Here is a 21921-nt window from a genome sequence, read left to right on the forward strand (position 1 = left end):
GCATTGAGAAAGAGCTAAGGCGTGTGGACATTTAGCGAATTGCGATTTTGAGAGCAGCGATATTGATCATGGCCCTATAGCTCGTCGTCTGTGAAAAGCGCTGAAGCCCGCAGGGAGGCGTGGGTTTTGGTGGATATGAAGTAATCGAATTTGCAAGGTTTTGGGGAAATCGGGCGAAAAGCTTGCGATTACGTGCGCCTGTGCACGTAGGGGCTTTCCTCGCAAGTCGGGTCGTGATTCACTGAGTTGGACGACACGAAGAGGTTTTGCCGATGCCTCCGAAGAAGCCCGCGCCGCGCAGTGACGAGTTGTTCCGCAGTCAGCTCGACAACATGGTCGACATGGAACACGCGCTGGTGAAATTGGCGGGGCTGATCGACTGGTCACGGTTCGATGCGGCCTATGGACGGTTCTACCATGAGAAAGGCCGCCCTGGGCTGTCGACGCGGCTAATGGCAGGCCTGCACCTGCTCAAGCACATGGAGGGCCTGTCGGACGAAGCCGTCTGCGCCCACTGGGTCGAGAACCCGTACCACCAATTCTTTTGCGGCGAGCAGTACTTCCGCCACAAGCTGCCACTGGATCGTTCGTCGATGACGCGCTGGCGGAACCGGATCGGGGCCGACAAGCTGGAACTTCTGCTCGCCGAGACGCTGCGCGTGGCGATGGAAACCAGGGCAATGCCGCCGCAGGCCTGCGAGCGGGTGACGGTGGACACGACTGTACAGACCAAGGCGATTGCCCATCCCACCGACAGCCACCTGCTGCTACGCGGCATCGAGTGGCTGAACCGGATTGCCCGCAAGCACGGTATCAAGCTGCGCCAGTCATTCCTGCGGGTGGGCCGCCAGGCTCGGCGCGATGTCTCCCGGCTGATCCACGGGCGCGGTCACAAGCAGGCGATGCGTTGGGTGCGCAAACTTCGCACCTGGCTGGGCCGGCTCGACCGCGACATCGGCCGCAAGATCGCCGGAAATGAGGAACTCGAGGCCGCCTTTGCCGTCGTCCGCGAGCGGGTGGCGAAGATCCTCACCCAGAAGGCTGGCAGCACAGACAAGCTTTATGCCCTGCACGCGCCCGAGGTGGAATGCATCGCCAAGGGCAAGGCGCGGACCCGCTACGAGTTCGGGGTAAAGACCTCGATCGCGGTGACAAACGCCCGCACCGCCGGCGGCCAGTTCATCGTCGGCATGCAGGCGTTGCCCGGCAACCCCTATGATGGCCACACCCTGTCCGGGCAGATCGAGCAAGTCGAGCGCCTGACCGGCGTCACCGTTGAGCGGGCTTATGTCGATCGCGGCTACAAGGGGCACAAGCATGGCGGGCAGGCCAGGGTCTATATCGCCCACACCCGCGGGATCACCTCACCCACGATCAAGCGCGAGCTCAGGCGACGAAATGCCATCGAACCGATCATCGGTCACACCAAGTCCGATGGCCTGCTCGAGCGCAATCACCTCGCCGGTGCCACCGGCGATGCCATCAACGCCATCCTGGTCGCCGCGGGGCACAATCTCAGGTTGCTCGTCGCATGGCTGACTGCGCTTTTGCGCGCCCTCATCGCCGCCTGGCTATCCCCAGTCCTGCCCGAAATGGGCGCTGCCTGAAAGCAGCGTACCAGTTCGATAAACCCCTCACGGCACATCGGACGCAATCTACCCGTCGCCGAAACGAACATCGCATTGTTCACGGCCGACTAGCTCTGATCGGTTTTCTCGTAGCGAGTGGCGACGCGCCGGAACGTTTTGAGGCTGCAGAGAAGTTTTCGACGAGGTGTCTCCAACGGTAGGCGTGAAAGTCGCAGTCGATCTTTTGCTTCTGGTTTGATTTGGGTGGGATGGGACTGTCAGGAATTCCGTGTGGGGGCGGGCGGTTGAACATTACGCTGCCATGGCCTTGATGAAGCGTTCTGCGAACAGCACGGCGAACTGGGCCTTGGCCATGGACCATTCACGTGGCGGTATTTTCCACTCTTTCTCGGATCGGTTCAAGATCAGATAGAGCGGCTTGGTCGCTGAATCGTCGCTGGGAAAGTGCCCCCTGGCCCTGACCGCCCGTCGAAGCTGGGCATTCAACGCCTCGATGGCGTTTTTCGTATAAACGATGCGGCGGACCTCGTCGGGGAAGGCAAAGAACGGGATAACCTCGGCCCATGCACGGCCGCCAGCTCTGGCCGATCGCAGGATAGCGCCGACCCCATTCGCCGGCCTCGAAGGCTGTCAGGGCCTCCTCGGCAGCGATGGCATCGGTGGCGCGGATTCCCTCACAATTTCGGCCAATGCCCAGGCCGGTGACCTACGTGGCGACTTGTTTTCTCCGTACGAAAGCCTGCCCAAAACGAAATGGCCGGGGCGGTATGCCGCCCCGGCCATCCCACTCTTAGTCTGCGTTCCCGAAAAAGATCAGGAGCCGTTCGACTTGTTATCATCGTCAGCGATGACGTAGATGCCAGCGCCTACCGCAGCCACGCCAACAGCGGCGAGAATGATGGTGCCGGATTCAGCGTTGTTCTTCTTCTTAACAACGGACGACTGACGAGCGCCAACGCCGCTGAGGTTGGAAATCTTACCAACCGAAGCCGAAGCGGTGGTGCCAGCCTGGGCCGCCACAGGAGCGGCGACCATCGCCGCGACGCTCAGAGAGAGCAGAGTTTTCTTGATCATAGATATCCTTTCGACGTCGAGAAAGGGATCCTCACTGCCGCCCTGATTTCACCGAAGTGACCTGCAGCATACATTCAAGTTGGCCGGGAGGATCGGACACAATTCGCTGCAGTGCACAATGGGTGCGGAAAGGTCCATCGCAACTCAAGCGCGCATGGATGAAGCGTGCTCTGCCAGCGATGAATCGCTGCGCATATCTTGAATTAGCTAAATATCACGGCAAAATTAGCGTATGAAATGCAAATCCCTGATCAGAGGAAAAACTGGGTTTCTACTTAATTTGGCATAATCCGCTGCGCTTTTTCGCCGAAGACGGATATGTGTCAAAGTCTTGCAGGCGGTAGATCCTTAAAATTTGTAAAGTCAATATTTTTGCCGGACGTGTGCGTCGTTGGTGTTCCAGCAAATGGCCACACCCATTTCGCCCCGCAGGAAATGCTCACAGGCGGGGCCGACGATTTCTTCTGGGACGCCCAGCGCCGCGTTCATGCCCTCGGCAAGCCGCATGGCAATAGCGACGCCGCCTGCGCCTTCGATCATATCACTCTGGGGGCACGGGAGCGCCCCGGCGCTCCCGTGCCCACTGCGGAATGAGTCAGGCGAGAATCTCGCGCAGGAACCAGGCGCGCTGCTCGGCCTGGTCAGTCCAGTCGTCGATGATTCCGTCGGTGGCGTTGTCGCCGGCTTCACCGGCCAGTTCCTTGGTCGCCTTCAGGGTCGCGACATAGGCGGTGTTGTCCTCGAACAACGCCTTGACCATCGCCATAGCGTCGAGGCTGGTGTCGTCCTCGTCCTTGATGGTGGCCTTGGCGCCGATCGCCCCGATCGAGGTCAAGGTCTTGCCACCGAGCTTGCGCACCCGCTCGGCGATGAGGTCGGTCAGGCCGAAGATCTCGGTCGCATGGGCATCGAACAGCAGATGCAGGTCATGGAACTGCGGGCCCCGGACATGCCAGTGAAAATTCTTGGTCTTCACGTAGAGCGCGAAAGTGTCCGCCAGCAGCCCGTTGAGGCTGTCAATGAGCGCGGCCTGGGAGTTGTCCTTGGACGTCATTTTCGGATTCCCTCGATTTGTCGTGTTGTGAACAGAACTAAGCCCAAGAAACGCGATTGGAAAGCATAGGTTCGATTGCAAAAATCGATCAGAGAATGCCGATTTGCCGGAGGAACACGGTGATCGCCGTGACCAGCAGTAGGGCGCCGACTACCCGGCGCATCCCGTGCGCCACCGGCGTCGCCAGAAGGTCGGGCCTCGCCCACGCAAAAGCGACAAGCATCATGCCTCCTATAGCTCCAGCGGCTCCTGCCGGCCACGGACCGGCAAGTCCCACACCCATGCCAAAAACGAGAAAGCGCGGCGCATCTGTGACCTGATGCGCCAGCAATACCAGTGCGAGCGCACCAAGCGAGTTGGTCGGCTCGCGCGGATCGCGGCGGGGCGCCAGCACCATGGATTCAATCCCGGCCATGCCGAGGGCGATGGCCGCGAAAATGGTGCGCGCGGGCGGCGGTAACTGGACGAGCATGAGCGCAGCCGCATAGGCCGCCAGCGTAGCGGTCGCGATGCTGGTGAGGATTGCCACGACCAGAACGGCCGGACGCCGTCCCTGACCGAGCGCGAGCCCGGCGATCGTGACTTGGTCACGCGCGCCGAGCCCCGCCAGGAGGACGGCCAGGAAGGTAAGGTAGAAAGCGGGCATCAGGCCTGTACCATGCCCGCGTCCGGCACTCCGGGCGAGCCCTCTCAGCCCGCCTTCTGGCAGGCGACGATCGCGGTGATCACATTGGCGGTATCGGCCGGATCACGCACGCAGACGGTGTCGAGGCCCATCGCCTTGGCCGGATAGTCGTTGCCGCCCGGGAAGATCGCATCGCCGATGAACAGCATGTCCGCTTCCGCCACCCCGCTGCGCTCGGCAAGGCGGCGCAGACCCCACGCCTTGTCAACGCCGGGCTGAGTGACATCCACCGAAGTCGCACCGCCGAGGTTGATCGACACGCCCGGAAGGCGCTTGATGAGATCAGCCTGGATCACCTTGCGCTTGGCGAAGTCCGGATCCCAGTATTCCTTCGCCTCCAACGGGGCCTGCTGGCCCAGTGCCGAGAAGGTAATCTGGCTGCCGCGGTCCTCGATACGCTCACCCCAGGTCTCCTCGGGCGTGAAACCGGTCGCGGCCAGCGAGGCGTCGAAGGCATCGAGGATTTCCCGCTTCTGCTCCTCGGTGAAAAGTTCCGCATAGACCGGCGACCACGCGCCGTCGCTGTGCAGGTAGAGCTTGGCGCCGCTGGTCGGCATCATCCACAAGCGCGAGAGATCGGCATGCGCGGGTAGACGACTGGCGACCTGCTTGTCGAACTGCGGCCAGTCACCGCCCGAAATGACGGCCACCTGCGCAACGGTGAGCAACTGTGCGAGAAGCTCCGCCATCTCCTCCGTCAGCGGCTGCTTGCTCAGCGCCAGGGTACCGTCGAGATCGAACGCAACGATTTTCTTCATTCCACATCCTTTAAGAACCGGCGAGAAACCCGATGATCAGAAGGTTCATGGTTCGGCCTCCGTGGTATCGCAGAAACCGACCTTGTGATGGCCAATCGGCCGTACACTGCCATGCCTGGCCATTGGGAAAGATTGAGATCAGGCACAAGCGCCTTTCGCTCACCGCCTACTGGTTGACCGCACCGGCGAGCTTGCCCACTTTCTGCACGCCCGCAACCGTGGTGATCATAATGTCGTCGCCATCGACAACGACGATCACGTTTTCCAGACCGATTACCGATACGCGCGGGCCGTCGCTGTCGACCAGCACGCCTCGGCAGTCGACCATCTCGACCGTTCCGGAGCCGCGCACCGAATTGCCGTCCGCATCGGTCTCAAGCGCCTCGTGCAGCGCCTGCCAGTTGCCGATGTCCGACCAGTCCATGTCGGCGGGCACCATCGCCGCACAGGTCGTGTTCTCCATCACCGCGTAGTCGACCGAGACACTGGGCACCTCGGCGAAGGTTGCCGCGTCGGGATGGAAGCGCTGGCCATCCTCGGCGCCCTTCGCCACCGCCTCGGCGACGCTGGCGGCGACGTCGGGCCGGTGCGTCGCGAGTTCGGCGAGGAAGTCCTTGACCCGGAACGCGAAGATGCCGCCGTTCCAGGCGTAGATCCCTCGGCAAGAAACGCCTTGGCGCGTTCCAGATCCGGCTTCTCGACGAACTGCGCGGTGCGAAAACCGCCGTGCTCGGGGATCGCATCGCCGCGCTTGAGGTAGCCGAAGCCGGTCTCGGGCCGCGTCGCCTCGATGCCGAACGACACCAGCCAGCCCTGCTGCGCCAGCCCCGCCGCAGCGGCTGCGGCGACGGCGAAGGCTTCGGTATTGCCGATGTGGTGGTCGCTCGGGCAGACCAGCATCACCGCGTCCTCGGGAAGGCGGCAGGCGGCAAGCGCAATGGCAGCGGCGGTATTGCGCGCCGAGGGCTCGACGATCACCTGCGCCCCCTCGACCGCGCCGAGTTGCGCCTCGACGTGGGCCAGGTGCTTGTGACCGGTCACCACGACCGGGGCCGCGAAACCCTCGGAACCGGGACACCGTGCCAGCGCCGCTTCGAACAGGGTGCTTTCGCCGACCAGCGGGAGGAACGGCTTGGGCATTGCGGCCCGGCTGCGCGGCCACAGCCGCGTGCCGCTGCCTCCGCAGAGAATGACAGGGACGAGTATAGACATGGCCGAAAGGTCACTCACGGAGACACGGTTCTCTAGGAACACCGGTAATAGCTAGGGGGTGCTGCGATGCAACAGGGCAGAGCCAAATAACTCTGATTCGTCAGATTGGAATGGAACAGAAAGGCGGCTCGTCCGTTGACCAGTGACCAATTGCGGCGCAGCATGTGATTGAACCATCTGGCAGCCCTTCAAGAAGGGCATGAACTTGGTGCAAGGCTGAAATATAGATGATCAAATCGAGCGACGGCCCGTCACAGGCGGCGCATCGAGCCCCCATTTTTACCAATGATACTGTCCTCGGCCCGCCTCCTCGCCTCCGGCTTTCCCAATCGACGGCCCTTTTCCTCGATTTCGACGGGACCTTGGTCGAGATCGCCGATCACCCGGACGACGTCGTCGTTTCGGAACTATTGCCTGCGCTTCTCGTGCGTCTTTCCCGTAAGCTCGACGGCCGTTTGGCGATCGTCACCGGCCGGTCTATCGCTGCTCTCGAGGCTTTGCTGGGGCCGATCAGCCTGGCTATCGCAGGATCGCACGGCGGCGAATTCCGGCCCGCGGCAAATGCCGAGATCGAGCCCCTCGCCGCCCCGCTGCCCGGCGCAGTTGTTGACGAGCTCAACCGCTTCGCCCGGGCAAGCGGCGGACTTCTTGTTGAACCCAAGCCATTCAGCGCGGCAATCCATTACCGCCATCATCCTGAAGTGCTGCCTGATCTTCGTGCCTGCACAGAAAACCTGGCTGCCAAATTCGGCCTGGCCATCAAGCACGGCAAAAAGGTGATCGAAGTGACGATGCCCGGGTCGGACAAAGGTTCGGCCGTAGAGCGCTTCATGGCCCTTCCGGCGTTCGACGGCGCCATTCCGATCTTCATAGGAGACGACGTGACCGACGAGGACGCATTTGCGGCCGTGCGTCGGTACGATGGCGAGGGCGTGCTGGTTGGCGCCCCTCGAACCACCGCAGCCACTTCTCGCCTCGACGGCGTCGCCGAAGTGCACAGATGGCTGCAAGCCGGCCTCGAGGCCGTTCATAAAGGAGATTTCCGCCCATGACGTCGCCCGTACCGACTTCGCTGGAACTCTGGCCGATCGGCAACTGCCAGGTCAGCGCTCTCATCAACGAGTCCGGCGCCATCGTCTGGGGCTGCGTTCCGCGCGTCGACGGAGATCCCACTTTCTGTGCCCTGCTTCGCGGAGACGGGGGCAGGATGCTGGCACCTGGCGCTTTGAACTGGAGAACCAAGTCTCCGTCCAGCAACACTATCTGCGCAATACACCCATCCTCGTGACCCGGCTTGAAGACGCGAGCGGAGGAGCGGTGGAAATCTACGATTTCGCGCCCCGCTTCGAACGATCTGGCCGCATGTACCGCCCGGTTGCCTTCGCGCGCATCGTCCGGCCCGTATCCGGAGCCCCGCGCATTCGCACTATCCTCACCCCGATGAGCGGATATGGCGCGAAACTCGCCCCGATCACACAGGGTTCGAACCACATTCGTTATCTGGTGGAGCGCAATTCCCTGCGCCTGACTACCGATGCGCCGGTCGGCTACGTGCTCGACGAGCGCTCGTTTCGCTTGGAAAAGCCGCTGCACTTCTTCCTTGGCCCGGATGAGCCGTTTGCCGGAAACGTCGAGCATGATCTTGAGACGATGCTCCAGCGGACCGGCAATTACTGGCGCCTGTGGGTGCGCGGCCTTGCCACTCCGCTCGACTGGCAGGATGCGGTAATCCGGGCAGCCATCACGCTCAAGCTGTGCCAGCACGAGGAAACCGGCGCGATCGTCGCGGCCTTGACGACCTCCATCCCCGAAGCGCCGGGCAGCCAGCGGAACTGGGACTACCGGTACTGCTGGATACGCGATGCCTACTACACCGTTCAGGCCCTCAACCATCTTGGTGCCCTGGACGTCCTTGAGAAGTACCTTGCCTATCTGCGCAACATCGTTGCCGATGCACCTGACGGGGTCATCCAGCCCCTCTATGCGGTCAGCGGCGCCAAGGAGATCATCGAGTGGGAGGCCGCCGACCTACCGGGCTACCGCAACACCGGGCCCGTCCGCGTCGGCAACGCGGCCTATTACCAGGTGCAGAACGACTGCTACGGCCAGATCGTGCTGCCTTCGATCCAAAGCTTCCTCGACCAGCGCCTGCTGCGCATCGCCAACGAGGACGATTTTCGCAGCCTCGAGCAGGTCGGCGAAATGGCATGGAAGACCCACGATATGCCCGATGCCGGCCTGTGGGAATTGCGCACCCGAACTGCGGTCCACACCTATTCCAGCGTCATGAGCTGGGCCGCGTGCGACCGCCTGTCCAACGCCGCGCAGTATCTCGGTCTGGACGAGCGCGCTGCCTTCTGGCGCGACCGGGCGGACACCATACGTGCCAACATTGACGCGGGCGCTTGGCACGAAGTGGAAGGTCATGACGCAGGCGGGCATTATGCGGCCAGCTTCGGCGGGTCGCAACTCGACGCAAGCCTGCTACAGATGGTGGAACTGCGCTATCTGCCGCCGGAAGATCCCCGGTTTCGCGCAACGCTGAAAGCCGTTCAGAAGGCGCTGCGCCGAGGCGAGCACATGCTTCGCTATGACAGCGAAGACGATTTCGGGCTTCCCGAGACAGCTTTCAACATCTGCACCTTCTGGTTGATCGAGGCGCTTCACCGCAGCGGAGAGGATGAGGAGGCCCGGCGACTCTTCGAAGCGATGCTGGCTCACCGCACGCGCTCCGGCCTCCTGTCCGAGGATATGGATTTCGAAACCTCAGAGCTTTGGGGGAACTTTCCCCAGACCTATTCGCTAGTGGGTATCATCAATTGTGCCGGGCAGCTCTCCCGGTCATGGCGGGACTGGCGCTAAAACACGCCGGTAAATCCGCCCTTTCGCGCATGATGCACAGCGTTTTCGAGCATTCGAAACCTAGTCATCAAGCGCTCGCGACAGCGCAACTAAGGATACAAGAATGGGCCGATTGATCGTCATCTCCAACAGGGTAAGCGTGCCCAGCGCAGCCGGAGCGGCCGGCGCACAAGGCGGGCTGGCGGTGGCGCTCAACTCTGCATTGCGCGAACATGGCGGTATCTGGTTTGGCTGGTCAGGGCAGGAGATCTCGGAGTTCACCGGTCATCTCGACATGCAACGCACCGGGGGAGTCACGACAGCCACAATCGACCTCGAACCACAGGATATCGAGGAATATTACAACGGCTACGCAAATCGCACCCTGTGGCCCCTGTTTCACTATCGCATCGACCTGACCGAGTACGATCGCAACTTTGGGGAAGGGTATGAACGGGTAAACGAGCGCTTCGCCCAATCGGTATTTCCGCTGATCGAACAAGAAGATCTCGTATGGGTGCACGATTATCACCTGCTGCCGCTGGGATCGATCCTGAGAGGCAAGGGAACGAAAAATCGGATGGGCATCTTTCTTCACACTCCGTGGCCGCCGACACGCCTGCTGACTTCCCTGCCTTTTCACGAGAAGCTCGTCGCCTCGATGCTGGAATACGACGTCATCGGGTTCCAGACGACGGAATGGCTCGAAAGCTTTCTACACTACGTGCAAAAAGAGATGGGACTGACAGTCAATCTCGACAATTCCGTAGATTACAAAGGACGTCGCGTCGTTGCGCGGGCATTCCCGATCGGAATCGATTTCACCGAGTTTACTCAGGCGGCACTTGGCGCCGATGCACAAGCCGCACACAAGCGCCTCAAAGCCAGCGTGCGCGGCCGCAAGATTCTGATAGGAGTTGACCGCCTCGATTACTCGAAGGGGCTGGGCGAACGCTTTGAAAGCTTCAGCCGCTTTCTTGCCGACCATCCGGACATGGCGGGTAATGCAGTACTTCTTCAGATCGCACCGCCGAGCCGGGGCGACGTCGCCAGTTACCAGCAGATTCGCGAAGATCTGGAACGAAAAACCGGCCACATCAATGGCGCTCATGCCAATGTGGACTTCGTACCGATCCGGTACGTGAACCGCGGATATCCTCGTTCCGAACTGGCCGGCTTTTACCGTGCCGCCGAAATCGGGCTAGTCACGCCGTTGCGGGACGGAATGAACCTAGTCGCCAAGGAATATGTGGCAGCGCAGGATCCCGAAGATCCCGGAGTTTTGATCTTGTCGCAATTTGCAGGTGCCGCAACCCAGCTCAAGGATGCGCTGCTGGTCAATCCCCACTCGATCGAACACGTCGCGGAAACAATAAAACGCGCCTTGGACATGCCGTTGACAGAACGGAAGCATCGCCACGCCAAGCTTCTTGATTCTGTGCGCGAGGAAGACGTTCTACATTGGCTCAAGCAGTTCATGGAAGCACTCGGCGGAGTGGAACTAGAAAATAACCCATTTCCACCGCAGATAGCCACGAAATTAAGCCGTTTGGAATGTGATTGAACTTTCCATCAAAAAATATGCCTCATTATAATTCATATCGTGCTCAACATTCGAAAAATATTACCTGCCGCTAGATATTGCGCCTCGCAAACAAAAAAGATCAATCCAATAACTATAACACCGCTCACTACTTGTTGGCCGCGACAATCGCATCAAGCTGATAACCACGCGCACCGCCAGGAATGATGTCCAAATCTTTTTGAAACGGCAGCAAACACACATTCCACACCGCAGCGTAATTTACGCCGCTATTTTTTACATCTTTCATCAGATTATTGAACTGATATTCTTCAATTTTCCTATTTCCTTTATATTTGACGCCAAATTCGCCCAAAAATGAAATTCTTTTATCCATATCTGCCGCAGCCACAAACGCATCCAAAATGCCGGCCAGTGTTCGCGGCGCCTTCGGCCAGGGCCAGAGGGCGTCATACAGATGTATGGACAATACCGACATATCGGGGGAGTAATGGCTCGCAACTGCTCAATGAACTGCGCGCGAGTGTCCGGTTCCCGCGTGCCCCGCGCCATGTGCCAAGCATAGCCTCGTGGCACGTTTGACCCCATGCCAACCGGTTTGTTGCTTACCTTTCGCATGGTTTGCGCAAAGCGCTGAGACATTCCCCGAAGGTCTGAACTCGTCAAAATATCGCCTGACTGCGGCTTGCGGTCGGCAAGCGTCGGATCTTCCTTTGGCCATGTTTTCAACCGGCTCACGTCATCCACATAGTCATTGATCTCGTTGCCGAACTCGAACATCAAAACAGCGTTCGACCCGCCATATCGCTCAACGAACCTCTGAGCGTAACTTTGCGCGAACCGGCTTGTTCTAGACTGCGGGTTGGCCCACGCCCCAACGGGCTCTCTCATATGGAATGCAAGTGCAACGGGGTGCCAGAAAATGGACGGAACCAATTTGACTCCGTTGTGCTCCGCCGCCGAAAAGAGACTGTCCATGCCGGCCCAGTAATGCGCAGGATCGGCATCATAAATTGCCCAATCGCCAGCCCATTGCGCCGATGCGGCAAACCGAGTGAAGGGAACCCCCAACCTTCCCAACACCTGCAGCATGTCCGTACCGAAGCCCCCGCCAGGGTGCAGTCCGTTCAGGAAAATGCCATAAGTGTTGACTCCGAATACTGTCCGCCGCGCTCGTGCTGCCGACTTTTCCGAACAGCCGAGCAGCGCGCTGCTCGCGATGACGGACAGCATTTCTCGACGATTGAACTTCATTTCCTGTGCGTCTCCAACTTCAATCCAAGATCCGCAGGTGTGGACAGCACATCGCGTCCCATAAACAATTTAGGCGCATGGTAAATGAACAAGCGCTTACCAGCCGCACCAGGGGCTATCGGTCAAACCGACATTTGACCCTGGATCATTTTCGTCCGACATTGCCCGATCCCCTCATCGGCTCGCAAGCCTAACCATCAGCAACCTCTCGGAATACTTTGGGTGGGGGCAGCGGTTAATTTGAAGGCACCGCCAGCAATCGCATAAATCAAACCACATCAGTTTGCCGCATCGCAAAAAAATGCTTGCCTTCCCGTCAACCACCCATCCCTTCTAAATGTCTTATCCCTTCGCTTTTAGAAGCGTGGAAATATGTGACTTCGGACCGCTTATGGCGGAAAGCGCTTACGCTGCGGAATTTTCTCTGCAATCTTTCATTGTAGACCATCAAAATTCGAAGCAACGGAAACGCTTCTCATATGCGTTCGGTTGTGACAGAAGCCTCACGTTGCAATGCACAAGGAAATGCCGTGACCCGCGTCGCCATAATAGATGTACTGGGTGAGCACGGAGGTATGAACTATTACTCGCATGGCATGGCGGCAGCTATAGCTGAGGCCGGCTTGACAGTAACAGTGCATGGCCCGTCTGGACCAACTTCGAATGACATAACCTATCGCTGGAGACGCGCGTTTGTCGGCGCCTACGGTAAGGGCAACAAGGTTCTTCGGGCAATTAGGCTTATCACTGAGTCTGTAGGCGCCGCCATTTCGAATGTCATAAGCCAGAACGAATGGGTTATTTTTCACATCTTTCGCGCTGATGAATTAGAACTATTCGATATTTTTCTCGCCAAATGCACAGGACGCAAGATCGCTTGCATCGTCCACGACGTTTCCCGGACCGATCGAGATGCCTCGAAAAATTTTATGGACAAGGTTGTCGACCTCTCCAACCTCATCGTCGTGCACAATGCCTATAGCCGCGAAACTCTTTGTAGAGCGGCACCGGGGGGATAGGAAAGACCAGCATAATTCCCCATGGGAACTATATCGGTCAGTTCGAACAACCGTCCAGTAGCGCGGCTCGTGCAGCACTGGGCCTGCCCGCAGAACGCAAAGTCCTGCTGTTGTTTGGCAGCCAGCGACGGGAAAAGGGCCTTGCCGTCCTTATCGAAGCCCTGCGCCCCCTCCGGCAAAGGGATGATCTTATTCTGGTTGTTGCAGGCAAAGCGAAACCAAATGATGAGGAATTCTACCGTACGCTCGCCCGGCAGAATGAGGTCGAGCACCTGATCCGCTTTGATTTCGGACATATTTCGGACACGCAGTTGCCCAATTATTATCGCGCGGCATCGGTAATAATGCTGCCGTATCTGCGAATTTACGAAAGTGGCGTAGCACTTATGGCGATGAGTTTCGCTCGCCCGGTAATCGCGAGCGATATCCCCGCTCTCGCTGCACTCGCCGCAGAGTGCAAAGGCGTGGAGACGTTTGCTTCCGAGGATGTCGCAGATTTGTCCCGCCGGATCGGCGAACTCGTTTCCGGCGAGATAGACCTCGAGACAATGGGGAAACAGGCGTTCGATTTCGCTGAACAAGAGCGCAGTTGGTTAGGTTCCGGTCGGGAATGGGCCAGACTGCTCACCAAACAACGACATTTGATCGGCGCCAACGCCGATACAAATGGCATTTCGAGGTAAAGCATGCAAGGGAAGCCACTCCAGATCGCCATGCTCTGGCATACGATCGGCCAAGGAAATCTGGGCGTCGACGCACTGGCTCGCGCCAATATTGCGATCGTTCGCGCAGCAGCGGCACGCGCCTCGCGTGACGTTCATTTCACGACATTGGGATTTGGTCAGCCCAATGAACTTGCCGACCTTCCCCCGACGTGACCGTCGGGCATGGCCCAAAACTCAAGCAGATGTTGAGCGGAAAATCAGATTTTCTGCCTGCATTACGACGTTCGGATCTTGTCATTGATATCGGTGAGGGAGATAGCTGGGCCGACATATACGGCACTCGCCGCTTCATTCTGCAGGCTGGCAGCAAGGCCGCTGCCATCGCTCTCGGGAAGCCCCTGATACTGGCACCACAGACGATCGGGCCGTTCGACGATCCAGGCAAGCGACGCATCGCCAACTGGATCATGAACCGCACCGCTGCGGTATTCACCCGCGACTCGCTATCCAGTGATTATGTGGCGAAGCAGAAGATTTGTTGCGAAACGCGCGAGTTCATCGACGTCGCTTTTCGTCTGCCATTTGAGCAACAAGCGAAATCCGTGGGCGCGCCTCGCGTGGGAATCAACGTATCCGGGCTGCTGTATCAAGGCGGCTACACCGGCAAAAACGAACTCGGCCTCACGATTGATTATCGCGCATTCACCCATGAAATTATTGATTCCCTGATCAAACGCGGGGCGGAAGTTCACCTTGTCCCCCATGTCGCGACGAGGGGCGGCGGGCGAGACGACGATCTCTCCGTCGTGCCGGCATTGCTCAAGCAATTTCCTGAAGTTCGCGTCCCCGAGCCTTTCAAGAACGCGTCCGCTGCCAAGAGTTTTATCTCTGGTCTCGATTTCTTGGTAGGCGGGCGCATGCATGCATGTATCGGCGCATTTTCAGCGGGTGTTCCCGTGCTGCCGATCGCTTACAGCCGGAAGTTCAACGGGCTATTCGGGACGCTCGGCTATTCCCATTATGTCGATGGGAAAAAGGCAGATACGCGCGAAGCGATAACCAAGACTTTGGCCTCCTTCGACAATCGAGGCCAGATCGGCGAAGATCTCAAGCCTGGCCTCAAGCTGGCGGCAGCACGCCTCGACAACTACGAGGATCACCTCACTGGGATGATCACCCGCCTAAACTGATTTCTGCCTTGCGCCGTGCCCCTGCGCGGGGGCACGGAACGGCGTGCCTTGCCAAATTGATTGGCGACCAGAAGGCCGCTGAAAAACATTGCATATGCGACCGCTTCCATGATCGAGAGTGCTCGCTGGCAAATAACGATGACGCAGATTGCCGCAAGATAGCCGCTGTGAAACGTTCGTTCGCCTGCGGTGCGCCGGGCACTTATGCTGCCCAGGATGACCATGAGGAACATACCACCAATGGTGATCAACCCTAGAACACCATAGTCGAGCAACATCGTCAGATAGGAATCGTCGATCGTCAGCTGGCCCGTCCGCCCTTTGACTCCGGCAAGCTGCAACGAACTGCCGGCGCCGTGCCCGATCAGAGGAGCATCGCTGAATGCAACCCAACCTCGTTCCCACATCGACTGCCGGACCTGACTGCTAAGCCTTTCCGCAGTCGTCCGCCCTTCCGACAGATTGACCACGTAGTTGTAGCCAACCGCCAGAAGCGTCAACGTTATCGGTAGCGTCGCAAACGCGGTCACCCATAGCTTAGGATTTCGCTTTATCAGCAGCTCGAAGCCCAGGTAGCCGATCACAGCGACAACCAGACCTGCTTGCGCGGCACGTGATCCGCTGACCAAGGCGACAATAATGCAAGCCCCACAGGCGAGAATGGGAAGCCAGAAGCGTTTCCTGGCGAAAAAGAGCGAAAGCGCGATCGGAAAGCTCGCCGCAGCAACCTCCCCAAGAACGATCGGGTGAAGAAAGACTCCCTGCGCGCGCATGGAACCGTCGCGCGTCTTGTCAAACAGCAGGCTTCTCTTAAAATCATCGTCGATGCTGATCGGTAACGATGTAATGAGCGTGGCAGAGAAAAGATTTCCTGTAACGAACTCGAACAGGCTGATTACCAACACCACAAGCATGCAGACGCATACGATTGTCGACACCTTCCCTAGAGAGCCCGGCCAGTGCCCAAGCATCAGCCCGATCGGATAGAGCATTCCAAGGAGAAGGAGTTCGCGCACATCGAGATAGACAGAGCCCCCGGATTGAAACCGTAGGCGTCGGAGATAAATCTCACCCCAAAGTGGAGAGCGAAGAAGAATGTAACCATCCAGCCCATGACCACCGGGTGCGGCCTGGTATTTTTGCTCAGAAGACCAAAAGCACCGACGGCAAGAGCCCCCATCAGGACAAGGTTGTAAGGATTTACGCGAAGACCTCCGCCGCCAAGAGCGGCATATTTGGGCCACAGGTACAGAAGCACCGTCACCAGAGGCAAGCATGCAACCGTCACGGATCTGACGGTGATGCCTTGACTATTGCTTTGGGCGCTCAACGCCATCTCAATCTCCGAACAAACCTATGGCCGGTGGGCAGGCCCGGCGTTAACGCGACCGGAGCTGAAATCAACGATTGCGCGTCCTATTACAAGGGCAGCCTTGCGATCCCCGGCAATGAGATACTGCAACGCTTTCCCCGCAAGCCTGCCCATGCCCAGCGGAAGCATGATTGGCTGATGCCTCCTCAGAAAGCGGAGCGAACTTGCAGACATGTAATAGAGCGAAAGGTCGCTGGGACGCGCTCGCGATGACGTACCGATAGCCCCACCTTCCTTGTGATAGACGATGGAATCCGGTGCCCAGCCAAGCTTGAAGCGGTCTTTGCCCCGCCTTGCCCAGTCAATTTCCTCGAAATAGAGGAAATATCCTTCGTCCATCGGACCTACGGCTTCCAAATAAGCTCGACTGACCAGCATCGATGCGCCGATGACATATTTTAGCCGGGCTTCGATTTCCTCACGCGGGGGCAATGCAGCCAGAGGGCTGACCGGCGCGAGTTGCTCTGCACGCGCGCGCCAGTTATTGAAGGTGCCTCCCAAGGCCTGCACCGTAGCCCGATTGTCATGATAGACCAGTGTCGAACCGCAAATACCGATACGAACATCCTGGGCCATCCGGTCAACGAGAGCCGCCAGCGCGTCCGGTTCGACTTCCGTATCGTTATTCAGCACCCATACGTGAGTGCACGCCGGGTCGAGCAGTGCCAGCTTGATGCCGACGTTGTTACCCCCGCAAAGCCGTAATTTTTGTCGAGGCCCACCAGAGTGACCGGCAGGAGGCCAAACCTCCCCGTCAGCCAGTCACAGATTTCATATTGGTCCGAGATGGATGCCGGCGCCGTTGCCTGCTCGAGACCTTCTGACCGCCCCCAGGCAAAAGAGCCTCCCTCTCTGCCGATCGGGATGCGTTGTCGATCGCAGTGACGGTGACAGGTTGCCCCGTCGTCGCCGCGAGCGAGCGGATACAGGCAATCGTATCGCCGGTACCATTATAGTTAACGAGAACAACGTGGATCATCGCGGTTCCTTGATGGACGTCAGACAGGCAAGCCATGCATCAGTCGACGTTTGCTCTGAGACGGTCGGTCGCGGCCACATAATACCGCACCATCGCCCCCGAACTGTAATCCTCATCAAGAAACGTCTTCTGCGCGTGTTGCGCAGTAGCCAGGCGGCTCTCGGCGGTTGTCGCGAGCACCGCGTCGCGCATGGCTTCCGAATCGCCGACCGGTACGTACACGATGTCCTGCTCTCCGAAATAAGTCGGGACCCCTCCCGTGCGTGTACACAAAACGGGACAACCCAGAGCCGCAGAATTCAAAGCGAAGGTGATGCCGGAAAAGGCGTTCTCGACCATCGACACGGCCGAGAGGTCCGCATCGAAGAACTCTTGGATGAACTGGTCGGTGGACAGGTCCCTAAGGCGGACCACGTTCTCCATTCCGGCGAGCAATGTCTGGTCCATCCAGTCACACCATATCCTCAGCCGGAACCTTTCGTCGCCCCCGAAAGCATGGATCAGTGTGGGCCAATCCCGTGTCCTGTCATTGCCCGCAGCGAAGATGGTGATGGCCTCCTGCGGCGCCCGCAGTTGCGGAGGCGTAATACGAAATACCTCCGTATTGACTCCGAAGTGCATCAAACGCACGTCGGAACCAGGAAATGCTTCGCGCGCGGTCTCAAGGCAGCGATCTGACTGCACCGTCAGCACATCGATGTATCGCGACAAACGCTTGATGAGCCGCTTGCGCCAGGAAGGTATCCCTCCCATTCGTTGATAACCCAAACTGAACTGGAAACGATAGGTTTGCGGGCCACCAGACCAAGCATCATCAACGCCGCGATCGCCATCGACTCGTTCTCGGTCATCGCCCAGACGACATCGGCGCGCGCTATCTTCTGTCGATTGTGCAAGGCATGAAACAGGTCCAGGCCGCAAAGCCGGCGCAGGATTTTGGCTGACAGACGATCATGGCCATCGGACGAAAAATCCACGCGCACGCCATCTTCGTCCGCGAGGTGGAAGGCGTACGGGGTCTTGTTTACCTCCAGACCTGCCGCGTATCGCTTCCGGTAATCCTCGATGCCCTTGCCCCGAAAGATATGTACATAAACATTGTATCGTTCCGATTTCATCGCCCACTCCCGTCGAGCAGGTTTGAGATGGCAACCTGCAGGTCAATCACGGTTACCGACATCGCCAATCTCCTTTCAGGCATTATAGGCCGTAAACTCATAAACGGCACCACCGATACTCCGTGCAGATGAGCCGCCATATCGTTCCGTGCCGTATCGCTCGCCTTATGCCAGTCGCTTCTTTCGGGATCGCCTGAACGTGCCAATCGCGCTGCGCAGAAGTTCCGCCTTGCGCTCCCTAGCGTGAGCGAGAGCAGGGCCATGTCCCGGAAATGCGGCCGATGCCCTCTCGCCGCGAAGAGCCCCGCGACGCGGGCGACGACGTTGCGCTTCCGGTGCGCCTGATAAGGCTGCATATGCTCGATCTCGTTCACATCGAGAGGCTCGCTGGCAATCCATCCCCCAGCTACAGCCCGGTCGTAAAGGCGTTGGCCGGCTTCGGTCCGCGCGACGATCAGACTTCGTCCGTCGCGTTCGGTGAAGTCGGGATAGCCATCCTTGCCGTACCAGGCATCGGCACAGACGAGGTCGGCGAATTCGCCGGTCCCATCAGGACAAACCTTGCAGCGGAACTGCAGGTGCCTGTTCAGTATGGTGCCCCAACTGGAGTTGTAGTCCATGCTCTCTGCCGAGCCATCACGGCGGGTCGCACGGGCAAGCCCCGGCCACCCGTCGCCGCGGTACTGAAAGCGTTCGCAATCGTCGTGTGACACGCCGAGCTTGTCGAGTACCGCCAGCGTTCCCCTGCGGCTGGGAACACCCGCGCAGAAGAAAGCGAGCCTGTAGGGAATCTGTTCGTCGATCCGGGGGTCGACTTTCGCCATCCGTGCTAGACCCGCAACATCGCAAGGCTTGCCTATGAACGCAAAGCGCTTGCCCGTCGCAAGATGCATCTCGATGTTCTCAAGCGGACTGGACGGCGCATAACGCGATCCCGCCGCCTGAAGAAGCGCATCTCTGTCGCCCTTGGTCCCGGTCACATTATTGATAGGGTCGTCTTCAGCAGCCCCGTTCGTAACGACGAAGTCCGCTTCGCCGGCTTCGACCAGTCCAATCGCAACAGCCGTCAGCACTCCGCCCGACGATCCGCGAAAGCGAACCTCGGGGTCCAACGCGTAGCCAGTCGCCAGCGTCCTGATCGGCCCCCAGAGAGGATGATACTCTGGGTCCTTGCTTTTACCGTCGAGCGCATGACCCGGGCATATCTTTGCAAGAACCTGTCTTTCGTCGGTGTTCAGAGGGCGTGCTGAAACCGGACGCAGATAGCCATCGTCGCTTATCTGCATTTTCATGCCCGCATCGGCCAGCGAAGACACGCAACCGCCGCAACCCAGGCAAAGGCCATTGTCAACAAGTGCGTTGAGCGAAGCTAACGTCACGACACTTTCCAATCATGCAAAATCTATAACCACCGAACAATCGAACGAAATTTTACAAATTTTCATCTGATGAGAAATGATCCTTAGGATTAAAGACCATCTCCGGGTGATCTTTCACCATTTGCCGAAGCTCATGAGCATCTTTTTCCCACCAGCGAGTTTTCTCGATTGCAGATATGGTCGCTGGATCGAAACGCATTTTCAAGACACGTGCAGGATTACCCGCAACTATTGAGTAAGGTTCGACAGGGTTCGTCACTACTGCGCCTGCAGCGACGACCGCTCCTCGTCCAATTGATTTGACCTTGGACGTGATGATGGCGTTATGTCCCAACCAAACATCATCGCCAATCTCAATAACAGCATGTTCAATCATGCTGCGGTCAACAACTCCCAAGCGTTCGTTATAAAAATACGCCGTTAAACCAATAAACTCCAAGCCATGATCTCGGAGAAAAATTTGAACAGTATCGGCAAATGAACAATATCTTCCGATTTTCACGCCCGGCGGAACTCGACGTAAATCGAAGCAGCCATAGCTATACATTCCGACTTCAACACCATTGGCTCGGAAATTCGAACGTAATTTTTGACTTGTGAGTTCATCATGCCCGCTTCGACCGATTAGACGTTTAACTATCTTTCGCCAATCCATGAATCAGTCCGCTTTCATAACGATACGATCAGCGCAGAAACTGCTGCCGTAATCATCAAAGTTGCAATCGCCGTTATATCTAGACGCTTAGCAAAATATAACGATAAAGAAATTATTATCAGAGAGGGCACTGAAGACATCGCCATGACCCACGATGTAAATCGAACACCATGCCCCGGAATGAAAAATACAGCCATCGCGATCACTGAAGTAATGGCCGCAACCTGAGAAAATATACGAGCATAAATCAAACCGATTGCAGCCAATTGTATGCCAAATGCTGCTGTAATCACGCGAATTGTCGCAAATACGCCAAATCCGGCCCAGAGCGGACCAAGTGCAGCGTAGCTATCTCCAAATATCAGGGGCGCTACGATCGGACCAATAAATGCAAATCCAAATCCAGCAATCGCCGACAACGCCGCGAACTCGAAATTGAGCCTCCTGGCATTGCGGAGAAATCGCGCCTCGTCGTCCTGCGCCACTGCGGCAACCAGGGATGGCAGATAGACGGTGGAAAGTACGACCGCGAGTGGCATGATCACCTGAACGAGCCGCGCGCCTGCCTGATAGATGCCCATGGCATGGGCGCCAAGCAGCGCACCATATAGCAGGACGTCCATCTGCGAAGAAGCATTAGTAAGGATCGCATCGACCGCATAGCTGCTCGATGCCCGCATTCTGGCCCACAATCTGGCCCCGAGCGGAGAACTGTCGCCCGTGCCGGCAAACCATGACCTCAGGGCGACCGCGCTCATCAAAAGATAGAGAAGGCGAGAACCAGCGAATGCGCATGCGGCGCTCGTCAGGTCGCGGGTCAGCGCAGCAACGCCTCCGACGATTACGAGCATCAGCACGCTTCCTGCGATGACGACCCTGGCTTCGACATCGAAACGACGCGTCGCCCGTGCCGCCACAAGCGTCAGGTCGGCGAACGAATAGGAAAGCGCGCCGACATGTACCAGCGCGTAGACGGGCAACCAGGCCGTCGGCAGGGCCACCACTGCAATCACCGCCCCCAGAACCGTCAGCGCCAACGAAATCAGCGCCTTGAGGGTCAGCGCCTCACGAAGTATATGTCCGGCTCTGGCGGGAGAGCCTGCTGCATCGCGCAAAGCCGACAGGCCAAGGCCATAGTCGCTGACAAGTGCAAGGAAGGTGGTGTAGGCAACCGCCGTAGCGATCACTCCGAAAAATTCCGGTCCAAGGAAGCGCGCCAGCAAGACGAACGTCAGCAGGCCCACGCCCATGCGCGCAAGCGTTGCGCCGAGCACGAGCACCTTGTCGCTGTTTCGCGCATCTCCCTGCGACACGGGAACAGGTGTCGGGAGATCTTCCAGAGGAGCCGAAAGCGACTGATCCGTCACGAGCCGGGCCGGCGGACAATCATCGAGCGGCAGATGGCGCTGCACGATGTTGGGATAGCTTGCATTCGTTTCCTCGTGACCGCCCATTCCGATGATGTCTTCAAACCGACAAGCGGGTCGGCTGCCCAGAACTGCTGTCGTCAGTCAAATCCACCTTGCCGAATTTC

Annotated in this window: 22 protein-coding genes and 3 pseudogenes; 8 read left to right on the forward strand and 17 right to left on the reverse strand. The window is 58.4% G+C overall.

What is annotated here, in order from left to right; translation table 11 throughout:
- Nucleotides 1-272: 272 nt before the first annotated feature.
- Nucleotides 273-1607 carry an IS5 family transposase gene (locus KZO24_RS13245; protein WP_486486113.1) on the forward strand — a complete coding sequence of 445 codons (1335 nt, stop codon included), beginning with the start codon at nucleotides 273-275 and terminating at the stop codon, nucleotides 1605-1607.
- Between the two features lie 273 nt (nucleotides 1608-1880).
- On the opposite strand, the pseudogene KZO24_RS13250 reads toward KZO24_RS13245, so the two are convergent.
- The 7 genes and pseudogenes from KZO24_RS13250 to KZO24_RS13280 form a co-directional block, all read right to left on the reverse strand.
- Nucleotides 1881-2256 (reverse strand): annotated as a pseudogene (locus KZO24_RS13250) (transposase); the annotation flags it as partial.
- Nucleotides 2257-2402: 146 nt separating this feature from the next.
- Nucleotides 2403-2663: a hypothetical protein gene (locus KZO24_RS13255; protein ID WP_036526832.1), complete on the reverse strand. Its 261-nt coding sequence runs from the start codon at nucleotides 2661-2663 to the stop codon at nucleotides 2403-2405.
- A 363-nt stretch (nucleotides 2664-3026) separates the two neighbouring features.
- Nucleotides 3027-3203, reverse strand: coding sequence for a hypothetical protein (locus tag KZO24_RS13260; protein ID WP_486486354.1), 177 nt, complete (start codon nucleotides 3201-3203; stop codon nucleotides 3027-3029).
- A 55-nt stretch (nucleotides 3204-3258) separates the two neighbouring features.
- Nucleotides 3259-3717: a Dps family protein gene (locus KZO24_RS13265; protein WP_008827646.1), complete on the reverse strand. Its 459-nt coding sequence runs from the start codon at nucleotides 3715-3717 to the stop codon at nucleotides 3259-3261.
- Nucleotides 3718-3805: 88 nt separating this feature from the next.
- The gene (locus KZO24_RS13270) at nucleotides 3806-4363 is read right to left on the reverse strand and encodes a hypothetical protein (RefSeq protein WP_486486355.1); all 558 of its coding nucleotides are present in this window, start codon (nucleotides 4361-4363) and stop codon (nucleotides 3806-3808) included.
- A gap of 44 nt (nucleotides 4364-4407) precedes the next feature.
- Entirely contained in the window at nucleotides 4408-5160 is a 753-nt protein-coding gene (locus tag KZO24_RS13275) for an HAD-IIB family hydrolase (RefSeq protein WP_285021714.1), read from the reverse strand.
- Nucleotides 5161-5326: 166 nt separating this feature from the next.
- A pseudogene (locus tag KZO24_RS13280) lies at nucleotides 5327-6372 on the reverse strand (mannose-1-phosphate guanylyltransferase).
- A 227-nt stretch (nucleotides 6373-6599) separates the two neighbouring features.
- On the opposite strand from KZO24_RS13280, the gene otsB reads away from it, so the two are divergent.
- The 3 genes and pseudogenes from otsB to otsA all read left to right on the forward strand — a co-directional run bounded on the left by otsB (nucleotide 6600) and on the right by otsA (nucleotide 10777).
- On the forward strand, nucleotides 6600-7424 hold the full coding sequence (gene otsB, locus KZO24_RS13285; protein WP_486486356.1) for a trehalose-phosphatase: 825 nt from the start codon (nucleotides 6600-6602) through the stop codon (nucleotides 7422-7424).
- A pseudogene (locus KZO24_RS13290) lies at nucleotides 7421-9234 on the forward strand (glycoside hydrolase family 15 protein). The gene otsB and the pseudogene KZO24_RS13290 overlap by 4 nt, the downstream one beginning before the upstream one ends.
- Nucleotides 9235-9337: 103 nt before the next feature.
- Complete coding sequence (otsA, locus tag KZO24_RS13295; RefSeq protein ID WP_486486357.1) at nucleotides 9338-10777, forward strand: alpha,alpha-trehalose-phosphate synthase (UDP-forming); 1440 nt, start codon at nucleotides 9338-9340, stop codon at nucleotides 10775-10777.
- Between the two features lie 127 nt (nucleotides 10778-10904).
- On the opposite strand, the gene KZO24_RS13300 is transcribed toward otsA, so the two are convergent.
- Both KZO24_RS13300 and KZO24_RS13305 read right to left on the reverse strand, forming a co-directional pair.
- Nucleotides 10905-11045, reverse strand: coding sequence for a hypothetical protein (locus KZO24_RS13300; RefSeq protein WP_486486358.1), 141 nt, complete (start codon nucleotides 11043-11045; stop codon nucleotides 10905-10907).
- On the reverse strand, nucleotides 11045-12010 hold the full coding sequence (locus KZO24_RS13305) for a hypothetical protein (RefSeq protein ID WP_486486359.1): 966 nt from the start codon (nucleotides 12008-12010) through the stop codon (nucleotides 11045-11047). The genes KZO24_RS13300 and KZO24_RS13305 overlap by 1 nt, the downstream gene beginning before the upstream one ends.
- A gap of 530 nt (nucleotides 12011-12540) precedes the next feature.
- Here KZO24_RS13305 and KZO24_RS13310 point away from each other — a divergent pair.
- The 4 genes from KZO24_RS13310 (at nucleotide 12541) to KZO24_RS13325 (ending at nucleotide 14884) form a co-directional block, all read left to right on the forward strand.
- On the forward strand, nucleotides 12541-13029 hold the full coding sequence (locus KZO24_RS13310) for a hypothetical protein (protein ID WP_486486360.1): 489 nt from the start codon (nucleotides 12541-12543) through the stop codon (nucleotides 13027-13029).
- 110 nt (nucleotides 13030-13139) lie between these two features.
- A complete protein-coding gene (locus tag KZO24_RS13315) occupies nucleotides 13140-13712 on the forward strand; it encodes a glycosyltransferase family 4 protein (RefSeq protein ID WP_486486361.1) in 573 nt (190 codons plus the stop codon).
- A 3-nt stretch (nucleotides 13713-13715) separates the two neighbouring features.
- The gene (locus KZO24_RS13320) at nucleotides 13716-13907 is read left to right on the forward strand and encodes a hypothetical protein (protein ID WP_486486362.1); all 192 of its coding nucleotides are present in this window, start codon (nucleotides 13716-13718) and stop codon (nucleotides 13905-13907) included.
- On the forward strand, nucleotides 13904-14884 hold the full coding sequence (locus tag KZO24_RS13325) for a polysaccharide pyruvyl transferase family protein (protein WP_486486363.1): 981 nt from the start codon (nucleotides 13904-13906) through the stop codon (nucleotides 14882-14884). The genes KZO24_RS13320 and KZO24_RS13325 overlap by 4 nt, the downstream gene beginning before the upstream one ends.
- Here KZO24_RS13325 and KZO24_RS13330 read toward each other — a convergent pair.
- The 8 genes from KZO24_RS13330 to KZO24_RS13365 all read right to left on the reverse strand — a co-directional run bounded on the left by KZO24_RS13330 (nucleotide 14851) and on the right by KZO24_RS13365 (nucleotide 21841).
- On the reverse strand, nucleotides 14851-15876 hold the full coding sequence (locus KZO24_RS13330; RefSeq protein WP_486486364.1) for an O-antigen ligase family protein: 1026 nt from the start codon (nucleotides 15874-15876) through the stop codon (nucleotides 14851-14853). The genes KZO24_RS13325 and KZO24_RS13330 overlap by 34 nt on opposite strands.
- Complete coding sequence (locus tag KZO24_RS13335) at nucleotides 15855-16220, reverse strand: hypothetical protein (protein WP_486486365.1); 366 nt, start codon at nucleotides 16218-16220, stop codon at nucleotides 15855-15857. The genes KZO24_RS13330 and KZO24_RS13335 overlap by 22 nt, the downstream gene beginning before the upstream one ends.
- An 18-nt stretch (nucleotides 16221-16238) precedes the next feature.
- Nucleotides 16239-16889, reverse strand: coding sequence for a glycosyltransferase family protein (locus KZO24_RS13340; protein WP_486486366.1), 651 nt, complete (start codon nucleotides 16887-16889; stop codon nucleotides 16239-16241).
- Between the two features lie 385 nt (nucleotides 16890-17274).
- A complete protein-coding gene (locus KZO24_RS13345) occupies nucleotides 17275-17928 on the reverse strand; it encodes a glycosyltransferase family protein (RefSeq protein WP_486486367.1) in 654 nt (217 codons plus the stop codon).
- Entirely contained in the window at nucleotides 17922-18353 is a 432-nt protein-coding gene (locus tag KZO24_RS13350) for a hypothetical protein (protein WP_486486368.1), read from the reverse strand. Before KZO24_RS13350 ends, KZO24_RS13345 begins: the two co-directional genes overlap by 7 nt.
- On the reverse strand, nucleotides 18350-19732 hold the full coding sequence (locus KZO24_RS13355; RefSeq protein WP_486486369.1) for a Coenzyme F420 hydrogenase/dehydrogenase, beta subunit C-terminal domain: 1383 nt from the start codon (nucleotides 19730-19732) through the stop codon (nucleotides 18350-18352). The genes KZO24_RS13350 and KZO24_RS13355 overlap by 4 nt, the downstream gene beginning before the upstream one ends.
- Nucleotides 19733-19784: 52 nt before the next feature.
- On the reverse strand, nucleotides 19785-20387 hold the full coding sequence (locus KZO24_RS13360; protein ID WP_486486370.1) for an LbetaH domain-containing protein: 603 nt from the start codon (nucleotides 20385-20387) through the stop codon (nucleotides 19785-19787).
- Between the two features lie 14 nt (nucleotides 20388-20401).
- Complete coding sequence (locus KZO24_RS13365; protein WP_486486371.1) at nucleotides 20402-21841, reverse strand: lipopolysaccharide biosynthesis protein; 1440 nt, start codon at nucleotides 21839-21841, stop codon at nucleotides 20402-20404.
- Between the last annotated feature and the right edge of the window lie 80 nt (nucleotides 21842-21921).

The organism is Novosphingobium sp. NFX11 (assembly GCF_057376415.1).